Genomic DNA, 25,942 nt, shown 5'->3' with positions numbered 1-25,942 from the left:
AAAGCGGATACAGAAAACGCTTTTATTATAACTAGAGAGAAGGAAGAATTATGAGTACTAGTAATAATGGCAAAATGACGATGCGCGAGCGTCTTGCCTATAGTTTTGGTGCATTTGGTAATGATTCGTTTTATGGGCTGCTGTGTGGGTACCTAATCATGTTTATTACTTCGCACCTTTTTGATACTGGTAACAAGGCATTAGATAACAAAATGATTAGTGCGGTAACGCTAATCATTATGTGTCTTCGCTTTATTGAATTATTCATTGATCCCTTTATTGGAAATGCAATTGACCGGACGAAGACACGCTGGGGACATTTTCGCCCATGGGTTGTAATTGGTGGGACTGTTTCAGCGGTAATTCTTCTATTACTTTTCACCAATATGGGTGGCCTATATAAAAAGAGCGCGATCGGTTATTTGGTTCTCTTTGCGGTATTGTACATCACAATGGATATCTTCTATTCATTTAAGGACGTTGGCTTTTGGTCAATGTTGCCATCGTTAACCACCAGTTCTCGTGAGCGGGAAAAAACAGCGACCTATGCACGAGTTGGTTCCGCAATTGGTGGTGGATTAGTTGGTATCTTGGTTATGCCAGCCGTCCTTTTCTTTTCTGCTAAGGGAACTAGCACGGGAGATGACCGTGGGTGGTTCATGTTTGCACTAATTATCTGTTTTCTTGCCCTGATTTCAGCATGGGGCGTTGGGATCTTTACCCGTGAAGTTAATTCGTCAATTCGAAAGAATAAGCAGGATACAGTTGGAATTGTTGGCATCTTCAAAGTCCTTTCGGGGAACGATCAATTAATGTGGGTTGGCTGCGCATACCTCTTTTACTGTGTTGCAATTAATATCGTTAACTCGCTGGAAGTGTACTATTTTACATATATTATGGGACGACCGAAGGCATTCTCGATTTTTTCAACGATTAATATTGCCTTAGGAATTGTTGCGACATCACTATTTCCGATTCTCTCAAAGAAGTTTAGCCGAAAAACGTTATTCACATGTGCGTTAGTTTGCCTTTTATGTGGACTTAGCCTCTTTGCTGTTGCCGGTGATAACTTAGCATTAGTTCTTCTAGCAGCTTCATTATTTGGTTTACCACAACAAATCGTCTTTTTAATTGTTCTAATGGTAATTACAGATTCCGTTGAATACAGCCAATTAAAGCTGGGACACCGTGATGAATCGCTTGCCCTGTCTGTACGGCCACTATTGGATAAGTTTGGTGGTGCCGTAGCTAATGGTGTTGTTGGTCAAGTAGCGATTATTGCGGGAATGACAACCGGTGCATCAGCATCAACCATTACGGTTACTCAGGCCCACAATTTTAAATTACTGATGTTTGCGGTTCCCGCAGTCATAGTTGTTATTTCAATCTTTGTTTTCGGTAAGAAAGTCTTCTTGAGTGAAGAAAAGCACGCGGAGATCGTTGCTCAGCTTGAAAAGACTTGGGGAAAACACTTGGATAAAGGAGAAAAAACACCAAACCAGGTTGTTATTCCAGCACCAATTAATGGTCAGCTAATTAAGCTTGCTGATGTTAACGATGAGACATTCTCATCTGGAGCGGCTGGTGATGGCTTTGCAATTAAGCCAACTGATGGTCGGGTATTTGCTCCATTTGATGCAACCGTTAAACAGGTATTTACGACTCGTCATGCGGTTGGTCTTGTAAGTGATGACGGGGTCGCCCTCTTGATTCACGTCGGAATTGGGACGGTTAAACTAAAAGGTACTGGCTTTGTTTCATATGTAGAAAATGGTCAGCGAGTTCACAAGGGTCAAGAGTTAATCGAATTTTGGGATCCAGTGATTAAGAAAGCTGGGCTTGATGATACGGTGATTGTTACGGTTACGAATGCTAAGAAGCTTGGGCCAATTACAATCATGAAAAAAGCGGGTAAGCAGGTTAATTCAGGGGACCCAGTTATGGAAGTTGATCTAACAGATCCTAAACCAGAAAACGATCCATCAGCGTTGAAATTGACTAGTGATCCAGCGTAAACAAGGTTATAATTGATAATGTAAATGCTTACAATACTAATTAAAGGAGTTATCTACAATGAGTATCCACGTTAATGAAGAGCACAAGTTATTCCATTTGCAAACGGCAAAGACAAGTTACATCTTCAAAATTCTGGAAAATGGGAATGCGGGACAATTATATTACGGTCCCCAGATTCCTGTAAAAAAGGATTACCCTAACCTTGCCAGTCGTGAAGAACGTGATTGTACAAACACGTTAACTGTTGACCAAAGCGACTTTCAGTTGGAACTCATTAAGCAGGAGTATGCGGGTCTTGGAAAAGGGGATTACCGTTATCCTGCTTACCAAATTACCTATCCAAACGGTTCACGAACTTCAGAATTTGAATATACAGGTTATGAAGTTGCAGATGGCAAGGAACGACTTAAGAACATGCCGTCAGCATTCGACGATCAGGGTGATGATTCACAAACTCTGACGGTAACTTTTAAAGATGAGTTAGCTAACCTTGTTCTCCAACTTCACTACACTGTCTTTGAAAAAGAAGATGTCATCGTTCGGAGTGCAACCTTCATTAATCGTGGTCAAGAAGCCGTAACTCTTGATCGGGCCCTTAGTCTCCAATTAGATTTGCCAGATCATGATTATGATATGCTTCAATTCTCAGGAAGTTGGGCTCGGGAACGCCACTTAATCCGGACACCGCTCCGTTCCGGAATTCAAAGTATCGGTAGCTTGCGGGTTGCCTCAAGCCACCAACAAAACCCATTCTTTGCTTTGGCCCGGCTACATACTGATAACCACCAGGGAGCAGCCTTTGGGTTTAACTTCATTTATTCTGGTAACTTCATTGACTCGGTTGAGGTCGATCAATTTGACACCACTCGGGTATTAGTGGGAATTAATCCAGATGATTTTGGTTGGAAGCTAGCAAATGGTGAAAGTTTCCAAACTCCAGAAGCCGTGATGACTTATACTAGCGATGGCTTAAACCGAATGAGTCAGCAGTTAGGTGCTTTCTATCAAGATCACCTGATTAACCAGCATTTTGCCCACCAAGATCGACCAATCTTGATTAACAACTGGGAAGCTACTTTCATGGACTTTAACGAAGCAAAGTTAATGAAGATCGTTGAGCAGGCTGATAAGCTTGGAATCGAAATGTTTGTCCTTGATGATGGCTGGTTTGGTCACCGGGACGATGATAAATCCAGTTTAGGTGACTGGTTTGTTGACCAAAAGAAGTTTAGTAATGGAATCAGTGGCTTTGCTGATCGGGTTCACGACCAGGGGATGAAATTTGGTCTCTGGTTTGAACCAGAAATGATTTCAGTTGATAGTAAGCTTTATGAAAAGCACCCTGATTGGATGATTGCAACTCCTGGACGTCAAGGGACTCCTGCTCGAAACCAGTATGTTCTTGATATGACCAGGCAAGAAGTTGTTGACTACTTATTCGAGCATATGAGTGCAATTATTAAGCAAACGAAGCTTGACTATATTAAGTGGGACATGAACCGAAATATCACTGAAATGTACGGTGCAAAGTTACCTGCTGACCAACAGCTTGAATTCCCGCACCGGTATATCCTGGGTGTTTATCAATTATATGCTCGGTTAACCGAGGCCTTCCCGAAGGTTCTTTTTGAATCATGTGCTTCAGGTGGTGGCCGGTTCGATCTTGGAATGATGTACTATGCTCCACAAGCTTGGTGCAGTGATGATACTGATGCCGTTGAACGGATTAAAATTCAAGATGGAACTTCATATGGTTATACCCAGAATATGTGGGGCGCCCATGTTTCGGCTGTTCCAAATGATCAAGTTGGGCGGTTAACGTCGCTTGATACGCGGGCAGCGGTTGCTTACTTTGGTGACTTTGGTTATGAATTGGACATTACCAAGATGGCTGCAGATGAACTAGCCACTATTAAGAAGCAGGTGGCTTTCTACAAGCAGTATCGGCACCTCTTCCAATTCGGGAAGTTTTACCGACTTGATAATCCAGACACCAATAATGATAATGTCTATGGTTGGCAAGTAGTTAACGAGGACCGGAGTGAAGCAATTCTTGCCCGATTCCAAATCCTCAACGGTGCTAACCCTGCTTATATTCGGGTATACTTTGCTGGCCTAGATCCAGAAGTTACCTACACTGTTAATGATGGTCAGGAACGGTTCTCTGGAGCTGAGTTAATGAATGCTGGTTACTTTGTTCCGCGGATTATGGACCGCACGAAGTCCGAAAAGGATCCGTCAGACTTTAGCAGTCGGCTGTTCATCGCGAAGAAAGTTAAATAGGATTAACATAGTTAAAATTTAAAGATGAGAGGGCGGGAAAAAACTTAACGTTTTTCCCGCCCTCTATATATACTTATTAATCTCCGAACTTAGAGAGTCTAATCGCGGGAATTAACTGAGGGACTCGAGCCTAACTACGAACGACTCTGATGATTTCTCATCATCATTCATCGTTCTAGGTTAGTCAACCGTCCCTCCGAGAAAGTTAATTCCCAGCTTCGTATCTTTTTAATTATTCAGCGTTATTTGTTGGCCGTTAACGGTAATTTTTCCAGCCGACTGAAGTGAGTTTAGTTGTCGACTTAACGTCTCTGGAGTTAATCCGAGAAAATTAGCTAAGTCCTTTTTCTTGAATGGGAGGGTAAATGAGACGTTTCCTGCTCGGGTTCCTTCTTCCTTAAGGTAATCAAGAACCCGATCCTGAGCGTTCATTGAGTTTCGCCGAATGGTATTCTTCTCTGCCATTATTAAGCGCTGACCAAAATCATTTAAAAGCGTCAAGGAAAGATCGGGTGTTTCATTTAACATCTTTTGAAAATCTTGTCGGTTCATAGAACACACCAGACAATCTTCTGTCGCCTGGATGAAGTTTTCGTGATCTTTTTGGCTAAATAAATTTTCTTGCCCGGTCGAATCACCCTTTGCCAAGACGCCGAGGACCGTTTCTTTACCATCTTCGTTTAATGAATAGATTTTGGCGTGTCCTGAATCAATTACGATCATTCCATCCTGACCGTCTAATGGTTGACGGATTAGACTCCCTTTCGGAAAAAAGTCTTGGTGAGAGGTGATTGTCACTAACTTCTTTTTTAGGGAGAGTGGCAAATTCTTGAAAATTGAGGCTTTGCTTAGACAGGCAACTTCAGAATGTTTGGACAAATTAACCATCCTTTCTTGATTTAAATCAATTTAATTATACATACTTCTGCATATAATCAAAGCAACAAGTTTTGGTACTTGTTTAAATATTTAAGTTAATTATTGAACAAAGCGAGGCTATCAAAATGAAGGTTATTATTGTTGGTTGTACCCATGCCGGAACAATTACCGCTACCCAAATTTTAAAGGATCATCCGGAGACTGATGTGACTATCTATGAGCGGAACGATAATGTTTCATTCTTGTCATGCGGAATTGCTGTTTACCTAAGCGGGGATGTTGGTGATCCAGATGCAATGTTTTACTCCAGTCCTGAGCAATTAAGTCAACTAGGTGCTGAAGTTCACATGCAACATAATGTTACCAGCATTGATCCCGAAACAAAGACGGTTAAGGTAACTGATTTAGTAACTGGTGAAGAAAAGATCGACCACTACGATAAGTTAGTTGATACCACTGGTTCATGGCCAGTTATTCCGCCAATTGAGGGTGTTGACGGTGAGCATGTATACTTATGCAAGAATTACCATCATGCTAAGAAACTATTTAGTGCTGCTAAGGATGCCCAACGAGTAGTAGTTATTGGTGCTGGTTATATCGGTGTTGAATTGGTTGAAGCTTATACTCGCCAGAACAAGAATGTAACATTGATTGATGGGGCACCACGGATGCTTCACAAGTACTTCGATCAGGAATATACCGACCGAATTGAACAGCAATTTAAGGATCATGGAGCAACCCTAGCTTTTAATCAGCGAGTAACTGCCTTTGAAGAACATGACGATGGGGTAACCGTGAAGACGGATAAGGGAAGTTTTGATGCTGATATTGCGATTCTTTGTGTTGGCTTCCGACCAAACACTGATCTTCTCAAGGGCAAAGTTAAGATGCATGATAATGGAGCAATCGTAACTAACGAATACATGCAATCATCCGATCCCGATATTTATGCTGCTGGAGATTCTACCAGTGTTCACTACAACCCAACTGGTAAGGATGCTTACATTCCGTTGGCAACCAACGCAATTCGTCAGGGAACGATGGTCGGTGTTAACATTTTTGGCAACAAGATGCGTGACATGGGAACCCAGTCTAGTTCTGGCTTGAACCTCTATGGGACGACAATGGTTTCTTCAGGCTTAACGTTGGAAAATGCTAAGGAAGCAGGAATTGATGCGGACTCAGTAACGATTGAAGATAATTACCGTCCAGAATTTATGCCAACGACTGAAAAAGTTTTGATGACCCTTGTTTGGGATAAGAAGACTCGGCAAATCATTGGTGGTCAATTGATGAGTAAGTATGATGTTGCTCAGTCAGCTGGTGTCTTGTCATTATGCATTCAAGATAAGCACACAATTGATTACCTCGCTTTTGTTGACATGCTCTTCCAGCCAAACTTTGATCGACCATTTAATTATCTGAACATTTTAGCTCAAGCTGCTGTTGCTAAGGCAAATAAGTAGGAACGAGAACTAGCACTTGTGCTTTGCTGACAACGCGAAGCAAGCCGTGATTAGACTGAAACTATTAATAATAATTAGAGTCCAGGAGAAAGTATTTTGCTTTTCCCTGGACTCTCTCTTTATTTTAAATTATCTTTTTCCTTCAAATATTTTTTTTGGAGGGATAAACTGTTTCGTGGCCAAAACACGCCATCAGCGTATCCTTGGATATGTGAATCATTATTAGCCTTGTTAAGCCGATATTGTCCCCATGCACAGTAGAGGAGGCTTTGCTCAATGCCAATAAAATGACGTCCTAGTTTTTTAGCTGTAACCAGGCTTGAACCAGCACCAGCAAAGGGGTCAAAAATTAGGTCACCAGGATTAGAACTAGCAAGGATAACTTTGGCCATTAGTTTTTCAGGTTTTTGGGTCGGGTGATCTGTATTCTCAGGCATTGACCAATAAGGAATTGAAATATCATCCCAAAGGTTGCTGGGCATGGTATCACGAAAGTTGCCGGCTTTAGTTGCCTGCCAATCTTTAGCGTGACCATCTTCCTTATATGGTGCTACTACTGGTCGCCGTTGTTTAACCTGATCAACGTTAAATACATAATCATGGGGGTCAACGGTTAAGAACCAGATGTCTTCAGAACTGTTCTTCCAGTTGGTTAGCGCGCCCCGACCCTTTTCCCGTTGCCAAGTAATTCGATTTTTGACCGTGAAGTGCTGCTCTAATACTGGAGCGAGGACGATACTGGTTTCCCAATCCGCAAAGACGTAGACGCTAGCACTAGCCTTTAATAGTGGCTTTAGCTTATTAATCCAGCCCTCAGTGTATTGTTGGTATTCAGCTGGCTTCATTTGTTTAAACGTCATGCCATCGTACTTTTTATTTAGGTTATACGGAGGATCGACAAGCGCAAGATCGATTGAATGACTTGGCAGTTGGTCCATTACCCGAAATGAATCGCCGTTGATCACCTTATCGGTAACCTGATCAAGAGAAAAAGGTTCTTCCTTTTTAGATTGAATGATCTTTGCCATCACATCTGCTGGTGCGTCCGCTAGGCTAAAATCAATCGTTTTATTGCGCTTTGATTTCACGACTCTCACTCCCGTACTAATGTTAAATCATAGTTCCATTATACAAGATCCCGTGACCTAATCTTGATTTTTCCTGGGAGAATAGCTTAAAATAGTCGGTAAATAAGTAGTGTGAGTAACAGCGAGGGATGGTTGATGAAAAGATCCCCAAAGCACGAACTGGTTACAATTAAAAATGATATTAAAGTGGCAGTGGTTCGCTGCAATTTAGGTGGTACCGCGCAGTTGATGCGTCCTATTAGTTTGAATAGCTAGTAGGGCGTTTTTAATTTAAGGAGGAAATACAATGGCTGAAGAAAAAAAGCACACAATCTTAACGGGTGACCGACCAACCGGGAAGCTTCATATTGGTCACTATGTTGGCTCATTAAAGAATCGGGTCCGTTTACAAAATACTGGTGATTACAATACCTTTATCATGATCGCTGACCAACAGGCGTTGACTGATAATGCCCGTGATCCAGAAAAAATCCGGAAAAGTCTTCATGAAGTGGCGTTAGATTACTTGGCAGTTGGCATTGACCCTAAAAAGGCAACAATTTTTGTTCAATCACAAATTCCTGCTTTAAGTGAATTAACGATGCACTACCTTAACTTAGTAACGATTGCCCGTCTTCACCGGAATCCAACTGTTAAGACCGAAATTCAACAGAAAAAGTTTGGTGAGAGTGTTCCAGCTGGTTTCTTTATTTATCCGGTGAGCCAAGCAGCAGACATCACTGCCTTTAAGGCGGATACGGTTCCGGTTGGGGATGATCAAGAACCAATGCTTGAACAGACGCGGGAAATTGTTCGGTCATTCAACCGGATTTACAATGAAGACATTCTGGTTGAACCACAAGGAGTCTTCCCGCCAAAGGGTGAAGGACGGATCCCGGGTCTTGACGGTAATGCAAAGATGAGTAAGTCACTCGGTAACGCGATCTATCTTTCAGACGATGCTGATACGGTTCAAAAGAAAGTAATGTCCATGTATACCGACCCAACACACATTAAGGTGAGCGATCCAGGTCATATTGAAGGAAACACTGTCTTTACCTACCTTGATATTTTTGATCCGGATAAGGAAAAGGTTGCTGAATTAAAGGAACAGTATCAAGCTGGTGGCCTTGGCGATGTTAAGATCAAGCGTTACTTAAACGATGTTCTTGAAACCGAACTTGAACCAATCCGAAAGCGTCGTGAAGAATACGCAAAGAACCTTGATTACGTCGACCAAATCCTTCAAGAAGGATCCGCCCACGCCAATGAAGTCGCTAACCAAACTCTCAAACAAGTCCGCGACGCAATTGGGATTAATTATTTTGATTAGAGTGCGAGCCCGTTAAAACCTTCCGGTGGCTAACGATTTCTCCGACGAACGGCGTCTTGCCGTCGGAGTCGGAGGTCGTTAGCTCGAGGAAGGTTAGGGCGAGCATGTTTCGGCTAAGTTGCCTAGCAGAGAGTTTGTTAACTCTAGCAAGTTCCTGGCGAGCAGATCTCGGCTCTGCTGCATTAATAACGATTTCTCTCGACGAAGGCGACTTGCGCCTAGGAGAGAGGTCGTTATCTTGAGGGAGCTTAGGCTGAGCACGTTTTTGGCTATGCTGCAGTAGAACATCATCTAGGCGGAAGTTGCGGTCACGGCGAACACGTTTCAGCTCAGTTTTACCTAGAATACTAATTCTAACAAGTCCCGAGTGAATAAGTTAGCTACATTTACATTCAAACACGACCCATAATTGTTAGTCCCAGCCCCTAACAAATATGGGTCGTGTTTTATCTGGTCAAATTTCACCAAGAACTAACCATAAAAAATAATCTTCCGTCCTTCCGATAGTTAACGGGTTCACACTCTGTTGAAGAACATGGTATTATTAAGAGGATATTAAATTTCGCTTTTTTCTAAATAAAATACAGATTATCGGAGGTGAAAATGGTGGAAGAAAACCTCGCGATTGTTGATCTTGGTTCCAATTCGACAAGGATGGCAATTACCGAAATTGCACCTGATGGTCGTTTTCGTGAAATCAAACGGGTCAAAGAAAATACTCGTCTTTCAGAAGGAATGGGCCGGGAGAAAGTGCTTCAGAAAAATGCAATGGATCGAACGATTGCTGCCTTAAAAAGGTTCAAGAAAATTTATTCAATGGTACCTAATATTCAGGTACGAGCAATCTCAACGGCAGCAGTTCGTCAGGCAAAGAATCGTCAAGAATTCTTAAACCGGGTCGAAAATGAAGTTGGTATTCACTTGCAAGTTCTTTCGGGGAAAAAAGAAGCATATTACGATTACCTGGGTGTCATTCGGACACTCAAACTCAACCACTGTTTAATTTTAGATGTTGGTGGCGCAAGTTGTGAGTTGATTTTAGTTCAGCAGCGGCGGGCACGGGACCTGATCTCACTTCCTGTTGGTGCAGTTAACTTATCCGAACAATTCCACTTAGGAGGGTATGTTCGCGCCACTGACCTGTTTCGGGCACAGGTTTCGATGAATGAACGGTTGACGAAAATTCCGTGGCTTCGTTATGCTACTCGGGTACCAATTGTCCTCTTGGGTGGTGCTAACCGAACGCTTGCACGAATGACTCGGGCCTACCACCATCATGGACGGCGCCATTCTTCAGGGTCGATTCATGGATATCAATTGTCTTCACGAGTTGTTTTTGCAACTTATCGGGAACTTTTAAGTAAGAACCTTGCCCAACGCAAAAGGATGCCAGGATTAGAACCAGAACGGGCAGACATTATTATCGGCGGGATGCTGCCACTAGTTTCACTCTTGCAACGGAATAGTGATGGCCGGGTGATCTTCTCCGAAAGTGGTGTTCGTGAAGGAATTATCACCGAGTACGTTAACCAAAGGAAGAAACATCATGAGTAAAATGCAATGGGCACACGGCTTTTATCGGCTAACTCCTGAACAACGACGGCAAATACTTGCCGATCGTTATCGGCTTTCCCGGTCGGAACAGGAATTACTCGAACAGCATACAAGTGATTTAGGAAATGACTTGGTTGAAAATTACATTACTGATTACCCATTGCCAGAGGGGATAGTTACTAATCTAGTAGTTAATGGCAAGGATTATACTGTACCGCTTGTTATTGAGGAACCTTCAGTAATTGCGGCAGCTAATAATGGGGCGCAGCGGATAGCTAAGTCTGGTGGCTTTAAGGCAGAAAAAGCTTCACGAGCGCTGGTAGGCCAAGTAGTTGTTGAGTTGCCTAATGATCTAGAAGCTAAAATTAACTGGCTAAAGAATCAGGAATCAACATTAATTACAATTGCAAATGCCGCTCACCCATCAATGCAAAAGCGGGGCGGCGGTGCTAAGCAAGTTCGTATTCGTCAAGTTGGACGGTTCATTAGTATTGATTTGCTGATTGACGTTTGTCAGGCAATGGGCGCAAATACAGTTAATACGATGGCAGAAGCAGTTGCCCATTACTTGCGTGAAAATGGTGTTCATGTTGTTACTGCTATTCTCAGTAATTACGCCACGGATAGTTTGCAAACCGTAACTTGTAGTGTTGATTACGCGGAATTAGCGACGAAGCAGATGAGGGGCGAAGAAGTTGCCAAGCGGATCGCTGATTTAAGTGATTTGGCTCAGGTCGATCCATACAGGGCAGCAACTCATAATAAGGGAATCATGAACGGAATTGACGCTGCGTTAATTGCAAGTGGAAATGATTGGCGGGCAATTGAAAGCGGCGCTCATGCTTATGCTAGTCGTGATGGTCAGTATCGTGGCCTTAGCACATGGCAAATTAATGACAATCACCTTGAAGGAAAATTAACCCTGCCAATGCCAGTTGGTGTGGTTGGCGGTTCAATCGGGCTGAATCCTTTGACGAGCCTCAATTACCATTTGAGTGGAATTCAGACCGCCCAAGAATTAGCGGCTGTGATTACCAGTTTAGGATTAGCACAGAACCTGGCAGCGATCCGGGCATTAGCTACTACCGGGATTCAAGCAGGCCATATGAAACTCCAATACCGTTCCTTAGCAATTAGCGTTGGCGCAAAACAATCAGAAATCGAACAATTAGTAAAAGAACTTAGTCAGCAACCACATGTTGATCGTGAAGTTGCTAAACAATTATTGACAACGTTACGAAAGGAGTCCACCAATGAGTGAAGAACAAGAAATCAAGTTAAATGATGCAAATAAAGTCCTCCTCGACCAGGTTAATGAACTGTATCCAGAGGGGTCAGTCTTTGTTCAATTTAAGGGCAAGCGGGCTGGTTATGTTCGCCATGATCAAGCTACCCAGCAGACGATTCCAGGTGCTTTGGTAATTTTAGTAACTGATTTAACGGAACCAAACTATACAGCTTCCCACGAATTGCTACACCTATTAATGCTTCTTCGGGGATTTCCGCAAATTTTCTTCCAGCTTTCTTTAGGTGACCGAGAACTTGATGAACAAATGATGATCATGTCGACAGATCTGTATAACGTTGCAATGCACCGGGTTGTGGTTGCGGAACAACGGAAGCATGGCTTCATTAATAAGCGGGTAGAAGAAGAGTATCTTAAGGGGGTTGAACATACATTAACTCCTGAAAGCGAAGACGATGATGAACGAGCTTTGCGGTTATTGACCTTGCTTGATGCATTGGTATTCTTTGGTGACCACTTGGCAAGATACGAGGAACAATTACAGAATAATTATCCTAAGGCATTGGCAGCAGCCAAAAAGATATATGCTGAAATTACAAAAAAGCCAATAAAGAACGCCTTTGACATGTGGCGATCGATTGTCAAAATTTATTCCTTGTATGATCAGCAAATGGAAGAATGGGGTCTTCCAGCATTAAATAATGATAAATTTACGACCCTTTCACCAGTATTAAGTGAACGTCAATTACGTCTTGAAGTTCGTCAGGTATTTGAAATTTTTAATTCTGGAATGAAGGACCGGAAGACCGGGAAGCCCGCCTATGTTGGCCTTCGCCGGAATATTGGTCAAAATTCATTTACTACTGCTAAGCATTCGCCAGAAGAGTTTAAGCAGATTTATGATCAGCCCGTAAAGAAATTCTTAGAACAAAATCATATTCCATATATCATAAGGAAGTAATTTAATGGAACAAGCAGTACAGCAATTATTTGATAATGCTCAACGGATTGTGTTTTTAACTGGAGCAGGGGTTTCAACTGCCTCCGGGATTCCGGATTTTCGTTCTGCAAATGGATTGTATACTAAGGACCGGAATGCGGAGTATTATTTAAGTCACCGTTATTTTGTCAGTGATCCAGAAGGCTTTTATCAGTTTTGCAAGGAAAATTTATATTTCCCTGATGCTAAGCCGAATATCATTCACCAAAAACAGGCAGCCTTAACTCAACAAGATCGGGCTACGGTAATCACCCAAAATATTGACAACCTGTATGAAGAAGCAGGAACTAAACACTTGATCGACTTTCACGGGAACCTTTTTAATGTCTACTGTGAAAAATGCCATGAAACTGTTTCGGTAGACGAGTATTTAAAGAGTCGGCTTCACCAAAAGGATGGCGGGGCACTGCGTCCTGATATTGTTCTTTACGATGAAGGGATTAAGCAGGAAAACATTATTAATTCCGTTCGCGCAATGCAACAGGCAGATCTGGTTGTCATTGTTGGAACTTCAATGAAGGTTTACCCATTTGCTGGCCTTCTTGAATACCGAAACCCAACCGCCAAGGTAGTAGCGATTAATCAGGAAGCCCTTCAGTTACCGTGTGATTTTGAAATGATCCAGACTGATGCAACTGAATTCTTCAAGGAATTACAAGTAAAATAAAAAAATGAAGCTGCCGTGCGCAAATCAACAAGACTAAACGCAAACTAGCAGCTTCTTTTTATTGAAACGAGGTAATTAATTGAAGTAGATCACTTTGCCAGCGACCTTAAATGGCATCCCCTGATGACGTTTTTCGTTACCACTCTTCTTTAGTGAAAATACGTTCCGAATAGTCTTTGTAGTTAATGACATTTTGATCGCTCCTTTCATTTTTGGACACTCATTGTTTCCACCTTCAAGATATCATGAACGATTACAGAATGGAACAACTCTAAGAAGACGTCTCATTTCTTAAAAGGCTATTTTTGTATATTTTGCGTGGAATTAGTGGAAATTGTGCATAAAAGTGATGATGACGGCAATTAATCGCCAGAATAAATGAGTATAGATTTATTTTTGAGAAAATAAGAAATCGCTGAGAATACAAGGGAGGGAAAATACATGAAAATTACAATGGGATTGACAACATGGACTGAACACCCAGCGTTAATCAATGGCGAGCAACGGCCAGTGACGCTAAACGAGTATGCCCAACACCTGCCAACGGTTGAAATTGATACTTTTTTCTACGCGTTGCCCCAAATGGCGACGATTCAGAACTGGCTTTCCCAAGTACCAAGTGAGTTTCAGTTCATTATTAAGGCTCATCAGGGAATGACTCTCCATCAGCGAAATCAGGAAAAGGGTGAATTAGCACTACTATTTCAGCAGTATCGACGAACGATTGCGCCATTGATTGCTACTGGGCAGTTAAAAACAATTCTTTTCCAATTTCCACCGTACTTCGATGCGGAAGTAAAGGATATTGAATATTTAAAGCTGGTTCGTGACTGGCTTGGTGACTTACCAATTGCAATTGAGCTCCGTAACAATTCGTGGTATCGACCGGGAGTGGTTGATTCGTTAGTCTCGTATTGCCAGGATCTGCAATTTACCCTAGTTGCCGCGGATGAACCTCATGATACAGTTACGTCCGTTCCGTTTTACCTAGCAACGACCAATCCTAAACTAGCAATGATTAGGCTACATGGCCGTAACAGAAAAGGCTGGGATAACGCGGGAAAAGAATGGCGGAAGACGCGGACGCTTTATCGTTATACGCAAGAAGAGCTAGCCGGTTTTGCTCAAAAGATTAGTCAGGTTAATCCTCAACCGCAGGAACTCTGCGTAATCTTTAATAACAATTCTGGTGGGGATGCCGCACCGAATGCTCTTCAATTGCAAAAGTTAATGGGAGTTAAATTTAGTGGCCTTGCCCCGCGGGATCCTCAACAACTAGATCTCTTTTGAGGTTGGAGTGGGTTACGGATAATGCTATACTAAAGATTAATTAAAAATTAGGAATTAATAAGAAAGAGGGGCCTCATATGGCTGAACAAAAACCAACTTATTACATTACAACGCCAATTTACTATCCATCTGGTAAATTACATATTGGTAATACATATACGACCGTTGCTTGTGACGCTGAAGCGCGTTATAAGCGGTTAATGGGCTATGATGTTTTCTACTTAACCGGAACTGATGAACACGGGTTAAAGATTGAACAGAAAGCTGAAAAACTGGGCAAACAACCACAAGAATACGTGGATGAAATGGTTGCCGGAATTAAGAAGCTTTGGAAGACAATGGAAATCACTAATGATAAGTTTATTCGGACAACGGATAACTATCATGAAAAAGCTGTCCAAAAAATCTTCCAAAAGTTTATTGACCAGGGCGATATTTATAAGGGTAAATATAAGGGCTGGTATTCAGTTGATGATGAAGAATACTTCACTGAAAGCCAATTAGCTGAAGTTTACCGTGATGACGATGGTAATGTAATCGGGGGGAAGGCTCCTTCTGGTCACGAAGTTCAACTGGTTGAAGAAGAATCATACTTCTTTAAGATGAGCAAGTATTCTGACTGGTTGATGAACTATTATAAAGAACACCCTGACTTTATTGAACCGCACACTCGGGTTAACGAAATGGTTAATAACTTCTTAAAGCCGGGCCTTGAAGACCTTGCTGTTACCCGGACCTCCTTTAACTGGGGAGTTAAGGTGCCTAATGATCCTAAGCACGTCGTTTATGTTTGGATTGATGCGTTATCCAACTATATTACTGCTTTAGGCTATGGTTCTGATGATGACAGCCTCTTTAAGAAGTACTGGCCAGCTGATGTTCACATGGTTGGAAAAGAAATCGTTCGTTTTCATACGATTTACTGGCCAATCATGCTCCATGCTCTTGGACGACCACTACCCAAGCATGTTATCGGCCACGGCTGGTTGACGATGAAAGACGGGAAGATGTCCAAGTCAAAGGGAAACGTCATTTATCCTGAAACGTTGGTTGACCGTTATGGCCTGGATGCTACTCGTTACTACCTCTTGAAGGCAATGCCGTTTGGTAACGATGGGGTCTTTAGTCCAGAAGACTTTGTTGATAAGGTCAATTACGATCTAGCTAACGATCTGGGGAACTTACTGAACCGGACCGTTGCTATGATTAATAAGTATCAAGATGGTAAGCTAGTTGCTCAAAATGACACCACAACTGAATATGATGCTGATCTTGAACAAACTGCCGCTAATGCAATTGCTGAATTTAAAGCGGAAATGGATCGGGTTCACTTTGCCGATGCCTTATCAGCTGTTTGGAAATTGGTTGCTCGGGCTAACAAGTACATTGATGAAACTGAACCATGGGTATTAGCTAAGGACGAAAGTAAGAAGGCTGAGTTATCTGATGTTATGACTCACCTTGCCAAGAGCTTACGGGTAACTGCGGCACTGATTCAGCCAGTAATGACCCACGCACCAAAGGAGATTGTGACCCAGCTTGGTCTTGAAGGAACGAACCTTGAATTGACTGACTTACAATTTAACGATTTCCCTGAAACTGCCCAAGTGGTTGCTAAGGGAACACCAATCTTCCCTCGACTTGATGTTAAGGAAGAAGTTGAGTTCATTAAGAGCCAAATGAGTGCTAACCAAAAGCAAAAGGGACGTAAAGCAATGGAACAAGCAAAGAAAGAAGCGCAAAAAACAATGAGTGAAGAAGAAACAACTGGTAAGAAGCAAATTCGGATTGATGTTTTTGATAAGGTTGAATTAAAGGTTGCTCAAATTACTTCAGCAGATCATGTTGAAGGAGCAGACAAGCTGTTGAAGTTCCACATGGATGATGGGACTGAAGATGGCCGGCAAATTCTTTCGGGAATTGCCGAATGGTATCCAGATCCAGCCGTTCTTGTTGGCAAGAAGGTCCTAATTGTTGCTAACTTGAAGCCACGGAAGATGCGTGGAGAAGTTAGCCAAGGAATGCTTCTATCTGCGGAAAAGGATGGTAACGTAACTGTTGTGACTGTTCCTGACTCACTCGTTCCTGGGATGGGCGTTGAATAATCAGGTTATCCAATGAGTAAACAACATAAAAACTGGCGTCAAGTTTATGATTCGCATACGCATCTAAACGATGACGCCTTTTATGATGATGTTCCAGCATTTGAAGCCCGAGCTGCCCATTATGGGGTCACCCAAATGAATATTGTAGGTTCAAATACCGTCTTGAATGAACGGGCGATTAAGCTGGCTCATGAATACGATAATCTTCATGCAATTATCGGCTGGCACCCAGAAGATATTCGTTCATATACTGATCAGACTGAGAAAAAACTAATTGAGCAATTGCAGGATCCTCTAGTTGTGGGAATTGGTGAAATTGGGTTGGACTACTTTAATGACCAAAAATCACCCCATGATCGTCAACAAGAAATTTTTGCCCGACAGTTAGAAATTGCCCGTCAATTGAAGCTTCCGGTTTCAATCCATGTCCGGGACGCTCTTGAAGATGCTTATGCAATCCTTCGTGATTCTCATATTGATGAATTTGGCGGGGTAATGCATAGCTTTAATGGTTCGCCTGAAATGGCAGAAAAGTTCATGGAATTAGGGATGGCAATCTCTTTTAGCGGGGTTGTTAGTTTCAAAACAGCTGAAGAGGTTCACCAAGCTGCATTAGCGGTTCCGTTAGATCGGTTGATGGTTGAAACCGATGCTCCTTACCTAACACCGATTCCGTACCGGGGAAAGAAAAACGAGCCTGGCTTTACTAAGTTTGTGGTTGACGCAATTGCAAAGTTAAAGAATGTTGATGCGGAATTGGTTACTTACAAAACTTTTCATAATGCTGAAAGACTATTTTTAACGAAGAGAGAGCCAAATGAAGAAGATTAAAGAAGTAATCGTCGTTGAAGGAAAGGACGATACCAAGCAAATCCTAAAAGCGGTTAATGCCGATACCTATGAGACTAACGGGTCGGCATTATCGGCAGCTGATATTGACCGGTTGAAAAAGCTTCAGGAAACAAGAGGATTAATCGTGTTTACTGATCCAGACTTTAATGGCGAACGAATCCGTAAAATGATTAGCAACGCAATTCCAGGGGTTAAGCATGCCTTTATTCGTCGTGATCAGGGCATTCCTGAATTTAAGGGAAGTCTTGGCGTTGAGCATGCAACACCGGAAGTGATTAGGAGTGCCCTAGAAAAACTTTATACTCAGGGAACAGTAGCGGATGCCGAGATTACTAGCGCTGATTTAAAAGCAGCTGGCTTAACCGGGAAGCAAAATTCTCGTTACCGGCGTGAGCGTCTTGGGCAGATTCTCGGGATTGGCTATGGAAATGGTAAGCAACTCTTAAAACGGCTGAATATGTTTCAAATTCGCCGACAAGATTTTGAAGATGCCGTTCATCAATTGGATCAGGAGGAAGCAAAATGAGTGAATCAGCACAAATTGGTAGCCGGAAAACAACCCGTTCAATTCTGAATGAATATGGCCTTCATGCCAAGAAGGGGTTTGGCCAGAACTTTCTGACTGATCCGGCAATCCTTCAGCGAATTGTTGAGGCTGCTGAGGTTACAACCGCTGATAACGTGATTGAGATTGGACCAGGAATCGGGGCGTTGACTGAAAAGTTAGCGCAGGCTGCCGGCCAGGTAGTTGCCGTTGAAATTGATCAAGACTTGATTCCCGTTTTAGAGAAGACCTTAGCTCCCTACGATAATGTGACGGTAATTAATCAGGATATTCTAAAAGCCAATTTACCTGAATTAATTCAGCAACGGTTTACCGACCCAACCAAACCAATCAAGGTAGTTGCTAACCTACCGTACTACATTACTAGCCCAATTCTGATGAACTTACTGGCTAGTCCGGTAGAGTGGTCATCAATTACTGTTATGATGCAAAAGGAGGTTGCCCAGCGGCTTACTGCTAAACCAGGGACAAAACAGTATGGTGCTTTAACCTTAGCAATCGAATACCAGATGGATGCAGAAGTTGCCTTTAACGTTTCTCGTCATTCATTTATTCCAGCACCAAACGTTGATTCTGCAATTGTGGTTCTTAAGCAACGTCAGCAGCCGTTAACAACTAAGCCCTTTGATAAGCAAAAATTAATGGGTTTTATTCGGGGATGCTTTGCTCACCGGCGGAAGAGTCTCTGGAATAATTTACAAACTGTCATTGGTAAAGACGAAAATATAAAAGCAAAAATGACAAAAGTTTTGGAAAAAATCGAGATCTCACCACAACTTAGGCCAGAAAAGCTGACCTTAGCCCAGTTTATCAACCTTTTGAATGCCCTGCATCAAGAAAAATTAATTTAAAATACGATTGAATTATTACTGAACTTGTGATAAAACTTTGACTTTTATACGGAATTAGCGTATAGTTCAGCCTGTGAGGTGAGATGTGTGGCTAAAAGTATTTTAGAGATTAAACAAGAACTTGAGGGTCGTGTTGGCCAACGAGTTCTGGTAACTGCTCAAGCAGGCCGGAAGCGTATTGCTAAGCATCATGGAGTACTTAGTAAAACTTATCCAGCAATCTTTGTCGTTCACGTTAATGAAGGACAAGGGCAAATTAGCCGGATCAGTTACAGTTATACTGATCTCTTAACACAAAATATCTCGATTGATTTCGAAGATGAAGAAGCGCAAGCATAAAATAGGCGATGAAGAGTCGTGATAGGAGTTGCTAAAGACTTTTGTCACGGCTTTTTAGATCTCCTAACTTCTTTCCCAGCTTTCTCTCTGCTATAATCAAAGTAACTATTTGACTAAACGGGGAGGTGTTCTGAATGCTGATCACTGAAAAAGCACCGGCAAAGCTTAACCTAAGCTTAGATTCGCCGATGAGATACCTCGATGGGATGCCAAAATGGGATATGGTAATGGTTTCTGTTGATCTGGCTGACTATGTTTCAATTGAAATTGCTGACCGGCCGGGAAACATTAAAGTATATACAGACAGTAGTTTTCTTCCTAACGACCAACGAAATCTTGCATTTCAGGCTGCCAATATTTTACGTAATCGATTTCACCATCGGGAAGCATTAACAATTAATATTAAGAAACACATTCCAGTTGCTGCGGGACTAGGCGGTGGTTCTTCTGATGCTGCCGCGGTATTGCGAATTTTGAATTCAGCCTGGGAACTTGGCCTTTCGTTAGAAGAATTAGCACGGCTATCACTTTCAATTGATTCAGATGTTCCGTATTGTGTATATGGTAAGCTGGCTCACGTAACCGAACATGGTGAAAAAATTGAGTTACTACCATCACAACCCCATTACTGGGTGGTAATTGCCAAACAGCAGATTAGTGTGTCAACTCCGCAAATATTACGGCAAATTGATTATACGCAGATTGATCACCTAAATAATTCACTGTTACTTCAAAGTTTACGGGATGGTGATTGGCGGACGGCAACCAAGTATATGGGAAACGTTCTGGAACCACTAACGATGCATTATTACCCAGAAATCAAACGATTGAAAGATAAGATGCTTGCTTTGGGGGCAGATGTTGCACAGATGAGCGGAACCGGACCATCTGTTTTTGCAATTTGCCATACCGAATCGCGAGCACGACGGGTTCAGAATGGAATTCGGGGCTTTTGTCGGAACGTTAATATTGTTACGTTATTATAATTTGTAACTGGACGTCTTCTAATACTGAAGAAAAGTCCAGTTATTTTAATGAACATTAAGTAAAAGACGAACATTTATGTTAAAATCAAAGGCAATTAATACTTTTGGAGGATTAGATATGAAGGTTAGACGTAGTAACCGCCTTGTCGATATGACAAGATACTTGATGGAACATCCCCGTTCGCTCGTTTCACTCAAATTCTTTGGGGAACGGTATGATTCTGCTAAGTCTTCAATTAGCGAAGACCTTAGTATTATTCGGCACACTTTTCATTCTTGGGGAATGGGACGACTAGAAACAATTCCTGGAGCAAGTGGTGGTGCTGTATTAACGCCATTTTATTCAAAAGAAAATGCAGAAAAAGCCATTGCTGACCTTGTTGATGCGGTGAGCGATGATACCCGGCTGTTACCTGGAGATTATGTTTACCTGTCAGACTTAATTGGTCGGCCGGATATTTTGCGGCGGGTTGGTCGGTTAATTGCCACCCAATATGTTGATCAAGATGTTGATGTTATTATGACGGTTGAAACCAAGGGAATTCCGATTGCGCAAAGTGCTGCTATGTACTTGAATAAGCCATTTGTAATTGTGCGGAATAGCTCGCATATCACTGAAGGGCCAACCGTGAGTGTTAACTATGTTTCTGGTTCTGTAAAACGAATTAAGAAGATGGAGTTATCACGCCGAACCCTTTCAGCGGGAGCAAACGTGGTTGTTGTCGATGACTTTATGAAGGGTGGCGGAACCCTGAACGGGATGAAGTCACTGATTAAGGAATTCGATGCTAACTTAGTCGGAATGACTGTTTTAGCTGAGGGTGAAGTTACTGGTAAACGATTAGTAGATAACTGTACGTCTTTGCTTAAGGTCAATGCGGTGGATGATGAGAAAAAGACAATTCAAGCTGGACCAGGAAGCTTTATTAAAGATGTTTTTGAGAAGGAGTAAAGTAACAAAATGAAGCGGAATGCGATTATTTTAGCAGCCGGTAAGGGAACCCGGATGCGTTCAAAGTTATATAAGGTCTTACATAAGGTATGTGGAAAGACAATGGTGGAACATGTTGTCGGTCAACTTGAAAAAGCTGATATTGAAAATATTATTACCATTGTTGGTTTCGGTGCCGAAAAGGTTGAAGAGGTTGTTGGTAACCGGACTAAGTTTGCCTTACAAAATGAACAGTTGGGGACTGGACACGCAGTAATGCAAGCCAAGGATCTTTTAGCGAACGAAGATGGGGAAACCATTGTTGTAAGTGGTGATACACCTTTATTTACTGCTGATACTTTTAAGAAGTTATTTGAATACCACGAACAACGCCATGCTGCTGCAACGATTCTTACGTCTGTAGCACCTGACCCAACAGGTTACGGTCGAATTGTTCGCAATGACGTGGGAATTGTTGAACGGATTGTGGAACAAAAGGATGCTACGCCAGAAGAACAAGCAATTCATGAAATTAATACGGGTGTTTACTGCTTTGATAACAAGAAGCTCTTTGCTGCTCTAAAGAATATTAATAACGACAATGCTCAGGGTGAATACTACCTTACTGATGTAATTGAAATCTTGAAAAATGAACAAGAAATCGTTACTGCATACAAGATGTCAGATTTTGATGAATCAATGGGGGTTAATGATCGGGTTGCTCTTGCTCGTGCTAATAAGATTATGCGCAAGCGGATTAACACTAAGTTAATGGAATCTGGAGTTACAATGTTGGATCCAGAAACTACCTACATTGATGATGGTGTTCAAATCGGTCAGGATACGGTTATTGAAGGTGGAGTGGTCATTAAGGGCAAGACCACAATTGGTAATGAATGCTACATTAGTGCGCATTCACGAATTGAAGATTCCACTATCCACGATGGGGTAACCATTACTTCATCAACCCTTCAAGAAGCTGAAATGCATGATGGCAGTGATATTGGACCTAATAGTCATCTTCGCCCAGCTGCTGAAATTGGCAAGAACGTTCACATTGGTAATTTCTGCGAAGTTAAGAAAGCCTTTATTGGTGAAGGAACGAAGGTTGGTCACTTAACTTACATTGGGAATGCTACTCTTGGTAAGGATATCAATGTTGGCTGCGGTGTTGTTTTTGTTAATTATGATGGTAAGAATAAACACCATACTAATGTTGGCGACCATGCCTTCATTGGTAGCAACAGTAACTTGGTTGCCCCAGTTAATTTGGCTGCCAATGCGTTTGTTGCAGCGGGCTCCACAATTACGGACAATGTTGAAGAATATGATATGGCAATTGCCCGGGCACGTCAGGTTAATAAGGAAAATTACGCTAAGAAATTGCCTTGGTAAGGTTTCTGCTCTTGCTTTTTGTGTGGCAAATTTATATCATTAAAGTGTTGGTATAATAATGTTTGTCGCACACATAATTTTTATTAAAGGGACTGGAGATTAATTTTCCGGTTTCCCAGTTTTGAATTAATCCAGTGGAGGATGCAATGACTACTAATCATTATTTTGACCCTAAGTTGAAGATTTTTGCTTTGAATTCAAACCGACCACTTGCCGAAAAGATCGCGGAACATGTTGGCGTTGAATTGGGTAAGTTGTCCGTTGACCGTTTTAGTGATGGTGAAATTCAAATTAACATTGAAGAAAGTGTTCGTGGTGATAATGTCTACGTTATCCAATCTACCTCAGCACCCGTTAATGATAATTTGATGGAACTATTGATTATGGTTGACGCTTTACGTCGTGCTAGTGCAAAGACCATCAATGTGGTAATTCCTTACTATGGTTACGCACGTCAAGACCGGAAAGCACGTAGTCGGGAACCAATTACTGCTAAGTTAGTAGCGAATATGTTACAAAATTCTGGTGTTGATCGGGTAATCGCCTTAGATCTTCATGCTGCTCAAATTCAAGGGTTCTTCGATATTCCAGTTGATCACTTGATGGGAGCGCCATTATTGGCTGAATACTTTATTAAGGAAGGCGTTGCTCAAGATGCTGTTGTAATTTCACCAGATCATGGTGGGGTTACTCGAGCACGGGCATTAGCTGAATTCTTAAAGTCACCAATTGCGATTATTGATAAGCGTCGTCCACGAGCAAACGTCGCTCAAATTATGAACATCATCGGGGATGTTAAGGGTAAAAAGTGTATCATGATTGATGACATGATTGATACTGCTGGAACCATTACCTTGGGAGCCCAAGCCTTAATTGATGCCGGAGCAAAAGAAGTTTATGCTTCCTGTACCCATGCGGTACTTTCGGGTCCAGCGATCGAACGGTTAGACAATTCGCCAATTAAAGAGGTTGTTGTGACTGATTCAATCCAACTGCCAAAGGAAAAGCAAATTGATAAGATTAAGCAAGTATCAGTTGCCCCGCTTATTGGAGCAGCTATTAAGCGGATTAACGAAAATCGGCCGGTTAGCCCATTATTCAAGAAAGTATTTAAGAGTGCGGAAATTTAATTATATAGAGAGCTTGATTCCCGCAATTAAATTTGAAAATTATCGGTAATAGTTAGAAGCTGAGAAAAAACGTTTTGCTTTTTCTCAGCTTCTTCATTTTTAACGATATTCTTAAGAGCAAGGTTGAGAAGAGTAGTAGTGAATTCAGCATGGTATAATTATTTGTGGAGAAAAAGGAGGAGTAATTATGACAGTAAATAAGTTCTTCAAGAATGTTTCAGTAGGTGCTGCTGCACTGACTCTTGTTCTAACGTTAGCCGGATGCGGTAATAGTCAATCGGCTAGTTCTACGAAGAGCTCATCTGCCAATAGCAGTACTCAGTCGTCTGAAAATGACTCAACTAAGGCGGTTCGTTCAGCTAACCGTTCAATTCGGAATAATAACTTTCAAGCAGCATACGATAATTTAAATAACACCAATAATCGTTCAAATGAAGCTAATAATTTAAAGGATGATTTACAAAATTATTTAACTGCTAAGCGCGCATATGATAATGGTGATTACCAAACTGCCTCTAACAATTTGAAACCATTAAAGTCTACCAGCACAGCAATGCGGGATGCTTATACGACGCTTCAATCTAAGATTAACAAGAAGCAAAATGCTAAGACCACAACAAGTTCCTCTTCTAGTCAGCGGATCGCAAATCAACAAGCATCTGCTAAGACGAGTGATAGTGTTGTCGAAGCCTTTGCAAATAAGATGGGCTTCACAGGCGAAAAGGGCTATTCAATTATCCCAACATCTGCTAACGGGAATGTTTATAAGTTAGAAGTTCGGCAAAATAATAGTGATAATACTGTTTCCAACATGATTGGAGTTTATCAGTACAACAGTCAAACAGGTGCGGTTACCAAATTACAATAAGACATAGGCAATGGGAGTATGGCAGAAGTCATTTATGACTTCGTAGTTACAACAAGAGGGTCTCTAGCGTTCGGCTTTACTAGAACGTTAGAGACCATTGTTGTATCGTCTATTAGCTTTTTATATAAGTAATGTGAATTACGTCACAACTTTTTTATTTCAGGTGGGTGAAGATAGATGTGTACAGTATTAACGCTAGATCAGGAAAAACTGTTTGGTCGGACCATGGACTTTCCACCTCGGACACCGTGGCGATTAACGTTTTTACCAGCTGGTTATCGCTGGCGTCCCGTAAGTGAAGAACAATCAATTGATAATCGTTATGCTATTTTGGGCGGGATGCGTCTTGTCAGCAACCATTACCTGATTGGTGACGGAATTAATGCTCAGGGACTGGTTTGTGCTGAACTCTTTTTCCCGATAGCGGCTAGTTACGAGCAAGCAGGCTCCAGGAAGCTAACATTAACCCCACAGGACTTTATCCATTGGGTTTTAGCAAGTCACGCTACGGTGCGAGAAGTGATTGATGATTTAGAAAACGTTAGCGTTGTAAAGGAATGGTGGTTTGATGGGGTGCAATACCCATTTCACTGGCTATTAATGGATTCGACAGGGACTTATGGAATTGAGCCATTAGCTGGTAAGCTGGTAGTGTTTAAAAATATGGTTGGTGCATATACTAATACCCCAGCTTATCCGGTTCAGATAGAGAAATTAAACCACTATCTTGGCAATGATTCAGCGTCTCAATTTACAGCGCAAACAAAGATTGGTTTAGCCAAAATGAGTGCCCAAATTACTGGTAGAAATTCAAGTGACCGCTTTATTTTGGCAGCTCAGGCGCGTTGGGGGAGTAAAATATCAACGGTTGACGGGTTAAAGTCCTTTCTTCAATCCGTCACAATCCCTAAAAATGATCAACATCCGCACAACTATACTCATTATCAGGCAATTATTAATCAACAAACTGGGGAATATAGTTTTTACAATCAGATGACTGGTAAAGTGACAACTGATAATATAAAAAAACTCGCTCGAGAAAAAGAAATTCAGCGATTTGAATAGAAAATAACTACGAAGCTGGGAATTAACTTTCTCGGAGGGACGGTTGACTAACCT

General features: G+C 41.8%; 22 protein-coding genes. 20 read left to right on the top strand and 2 right to left on the bottom strand.

The features are described from left to right. Nucleotides 1-50 precede the first annotated feature (50 nt). Together PRK60_RS08335 and PRK60_RS08330 are read left to right on the top strand one after the other, a co-directional pair. Nucleotides 51-2,015: a sugar MFS transporter gene (locus PRK60_RS08335; RefSeq protein ID WP_273645965.1), complete on the top strand. Its 1,965-nt coding sequence runs from the start codon at nucleotides 51-53 to the stop codon at nucleotides 2,013-2,015. Between the two features lie 58 nt (nucleotides 2,016-2,073). Then, on the top strand, nucleotides 2,074-4,299 hold the full coding sequence (locus tag PRK60_RS08330; protein WP_273645964.1) for an alpha-galactosidase: 2,226 nt from the start codon (nucleotides 2,074-2,076) through the stop codon (nucleotides 4,297-4,299). Between the two features lie 228 nt (nucleotides 4,300-4,527). On the opposite strand, the gene PRK60_RS08325 is transcribed toward PRK60_RS08330, so the two are convergent. Further along, a complete protein-coding gene (locus PRK60_RS08325; RefSeq protein WP_102168263.1) occupies nucleotides 4,528-5,178 on the bottom strand; it encodes a Crp/Fnr family transcriptional regulator in 651 nt (216 codons plus the stop codon). Nucleotides 5,179-5,303: 125 nt separating this feature from the next. On the opposite strand from PRK60_RS08325, the gene PRK60_RS08320 reads away from it, so the two are divergent. Then, the gene (locus PRK60_RS08320) at nucleotides 5,304-6,644 is read left to right on the top strand and encodes an FAD-dependent oxidoreductase (protein WP_102168264.1); all 1,341 of its coding nucleotides are present in this window, start codon (nucleotides 5,304-5,306) and stop codon (nucleotides 6,642-6,644) included. Nucleotides 6,645-6,763: 119 nt separating this feature from the next. Here PRK60_RS08320 and PRK60_RS08315 read toward each other — a convergent pair whose 3' ends face one another. Next, complete coding sequence (locus PRK60_RS08315) at nucleotides 6,764-7,672, bottom strand: DNA-methyltransferase (protein ID WP_244973983.1); 909 nt, start codon at nucleotides 7,670-7,672, stop codon at nucleotides 6,764-6,766. Between the two features lie 346 nt (nucleotides 7,673-8,018). On the opposite strand from PRK60_RS08315, the gene trpS reads away from it, so the two are divergent. The 17 genes from trpS (at nucleotide 8,019) to PRK60_RS08230 (ending at nucleotide 25,888) form a co-directional block, all read left to right on the top strand. Next, the gene (trpS, locus tag PRK60_RS08310) at nucleotides 8,019-9,044 is read left to right on the top strand and encodes a tryptophan--tRNA ligase (RefSeq protein ID WP_148444475.1); all 1,026 of its coding nucleotides are present in this window, start codon (nucleotides 8,019-8,021) and stop codon (nucleotides 9,042-9,044) included. Nucleotides 9,045-9,647: 603 nt separating this feature from the next. Beyond that, nucleotides 9,648-10,598: a Ppx/GppA family phosphatase gene (locus PRK60_RS08305; protein ID WP_102168266.1), complete on the top strand. Its 951-nt coding sequence runs from the start codon at nucleotides 9,648-9,650 to the stop codon at nucleotides 10,596-10,598. Beyond that, the gene (locus PRK60_RS08300; protein ID WP_102168267.1) at nucleotides 10,591-11,859 is read left to right on the top strand and encodes a hydroxymethylglutaryl-CoA reductase, degradative; all 1,269 of its coding nucleotides are present in this window, start codon (nucleotides 10,591-10,593) and stop codon (nucleotides 11,857-11,859) included. The genes PRK60_RS08305 and PRK60_RS08300 overlap by 8 nt, the downstream gene beginning before the upstream one ends. Continuing rightward, nucleotides 11,852-12,805: an IpaB/EvcA family protein gene (locus PRK60_RS08295; RefSeq protein WP_273645963.1), complete on the top strand. Its 954-nt coding sequence runs from the start codon at nucleotides 11,852-11,854 to the stop codon at nucleotides 12,803-12,805. Before PRK60_RS08300 ends, PRK60_RS08295 begins: the two co-directional genes overlap by 8 nt. Before the next feature lie 4 nt (nucleotides 12,806-12,809). Further along, nucleotides 12,810-13,511, top strand: a complete 702-nt coding sequence (locus tag PRK60_RS08290; RefSeq protein ID WP_102168269.1) for an NAD-dependent protein deacylase — start codon at nucleotides 12,810-12,812, stop codon at nucleotides 13,509-13,511. Nucleotides 13,512-13,952: 441 nt separating this feature from the next. After that, nucleotides 13,953-14,801 (top strand): DUF72 domain-containing protein, encoded by an 849-nt coding sequence (locus tag PRK60_RS08285; protein WP_102168270.1) that lies wholly within the window; start codon nucleotides 13,953-13,955, stop codon nucleotides 14,799-14,801. Between the two features lie 77 nt (nucleotides 14,802-14,878). Next, entirely contained in the window at nucleotides 14,879-16,906 is a 2,028-nt protein-coding gene (gene metG / locus PRK60_RS08280) for a methionine--tRNA ligase (RefSeq protein WP_273645962.1), read from the top strand. Nucleotides 16,907-16,918: 12 nt separating this feature from the next. Further along, nucleotides 16,919-17,737, top strand: a complete 819-nt coding sequence (locus PRK60_RS08275; protein WP_273645961.1) for a TatD family hydrolase — start codon at nucleotides 16,919-16,921, stop codon at nucleotides 17,735-17,737. Next, a complete protein-coding gene (gene rnmV / locus PRK60_RS08270) occupies nucleotides 17,724-18,284 on the top strand; it encodes a ribonuclease M5 (protein WP_102168273.1) in 561 nt (186 codons plus the stop codon). The genes PRK60_RS08275 and rnmV overlap by 14 nt, the downstream gene beginning before the upstream one ends. Continuing rightward, the gene (gene rsmA, locus PRK60_RS08265) at nucleotides 18,281-19,174 is read left to right on the top strand and encodes a 16S rRNA (adenine(1518)-N(6)/adenine(1519)-N(6))-dimethyltransferase RsmA (RefSeq protein WP_102168274.1); all 894 of its coding nucleotides are present in this window, start codon (nucleotides 18,281-18,283) and stop codon (nucleotides 19,172-19,174) included. Before rnmV ends, rsmA begins: the two co-directional genes overlap by 4 nt. Nucleotides 19,175-19,261: 87 nt before the next feature. Further along, nucleotides 19,262-19,513: a Veg family protein gene (locus PRK60_RS08260; protein WP_178695826.1), complete on the top strand. Its 252-nt coding sequence runs from the start codon at nucleotides 19,262-19,264 to the stop codon at nucleotides 19,511-19,513. A 134-nt stretch (nucleotides 19,514-19,647) separates the two neighbouring features. Further along, complete coding sequence (ispE, locus tag PRK60_RS08255; RefSeq protein ID WP_102168276.1) at nucleotides 19,648-20,499, top strand: 4-(cytidine 5'-diphospho)-2-C-methyl-D-erythritol kinase; 852 nt, start codon at nucleotides 19,648-19,650, stop codon at nucleotides 20,497-20,499. A gap of 118 nt (nucleotides 20,500-20,617) precedes the next feature. Next, nucleotides 20,618-21,451: a pur operon repressor gene (gene purR / locus PRK60_RS08250; protein ID WP_102168277.1), complete on the top strand. Its 834-nt coding sequence runs from the start codon at nucleotides 20,618-20,620 to the stop codon at nucleotides 21,449-21,451. A 9-nt stretch (nucleotides 21,452-21,460) separates the two neighbouring features. After that, nucleotides 21,461-22,825: a bifunctional UDP-N-acetylglucosamine diphosphorylase/glucosamine-1-phosphate N-acetyltransferase GlmU gene (gene glmU / locus PRK60_RS08245; protein WP_148444474.1), complete on the top strand. Its 1,365-nt coding sequence runs from the start codon at nucleotides 21,461-21,463 to the stop codon at nucleotides 22,823-22,825. Between the two features lie 146 nt (nucleotides 22,826-22,971). Further along, on the top strand, nucleotides 22,972-23,955 hold the full coding sequence (locus PRK60_RS08240; RefSeq protein WP_102168279.1) for a ribose-phosphate diphosphokinase: 984 nt from the start codon (nucleotides 22,972-22,974) through the stop codon (nucleotides 23,953-23,955). Between the two features lie 187 nt (nucleotides 23,956-24,142). Next, a complete protein-coding gene (locus PRK60_RS08235; RefSeq protein WP_102168280.1) occupies nucleotides 24,143-24,823 on the top strand; it encodes a hypothetical protein in 681 nt (226 codons plus the stop codon). Nucleotides 24,824-25,000: 177 nt separating this feature from the next. Then, entirely contained in the window at nucleotides 25,001-25,888 is an 888-nt protein-coding gene (locus tag PRK60_RS08230) for a linear amide C-N hydrolase (protein WP_273645960.1), read from the top strand. Nucleotides 25,889-25,942: the final 54 nt, after the last annotated feature.

Source organism: Limosilactobacillus portuensis, from assembly GCF_028607025.1.
Lineage (GTDB): Bacteria > Bacillota > Bacilli > Lactobacillales > Lactobacillaceae > Limosilactobacillus > Limosilactobacillus portuensis.
This window is presented reverse-complemented; position numbering and strand designations above follow the sequence as displayed.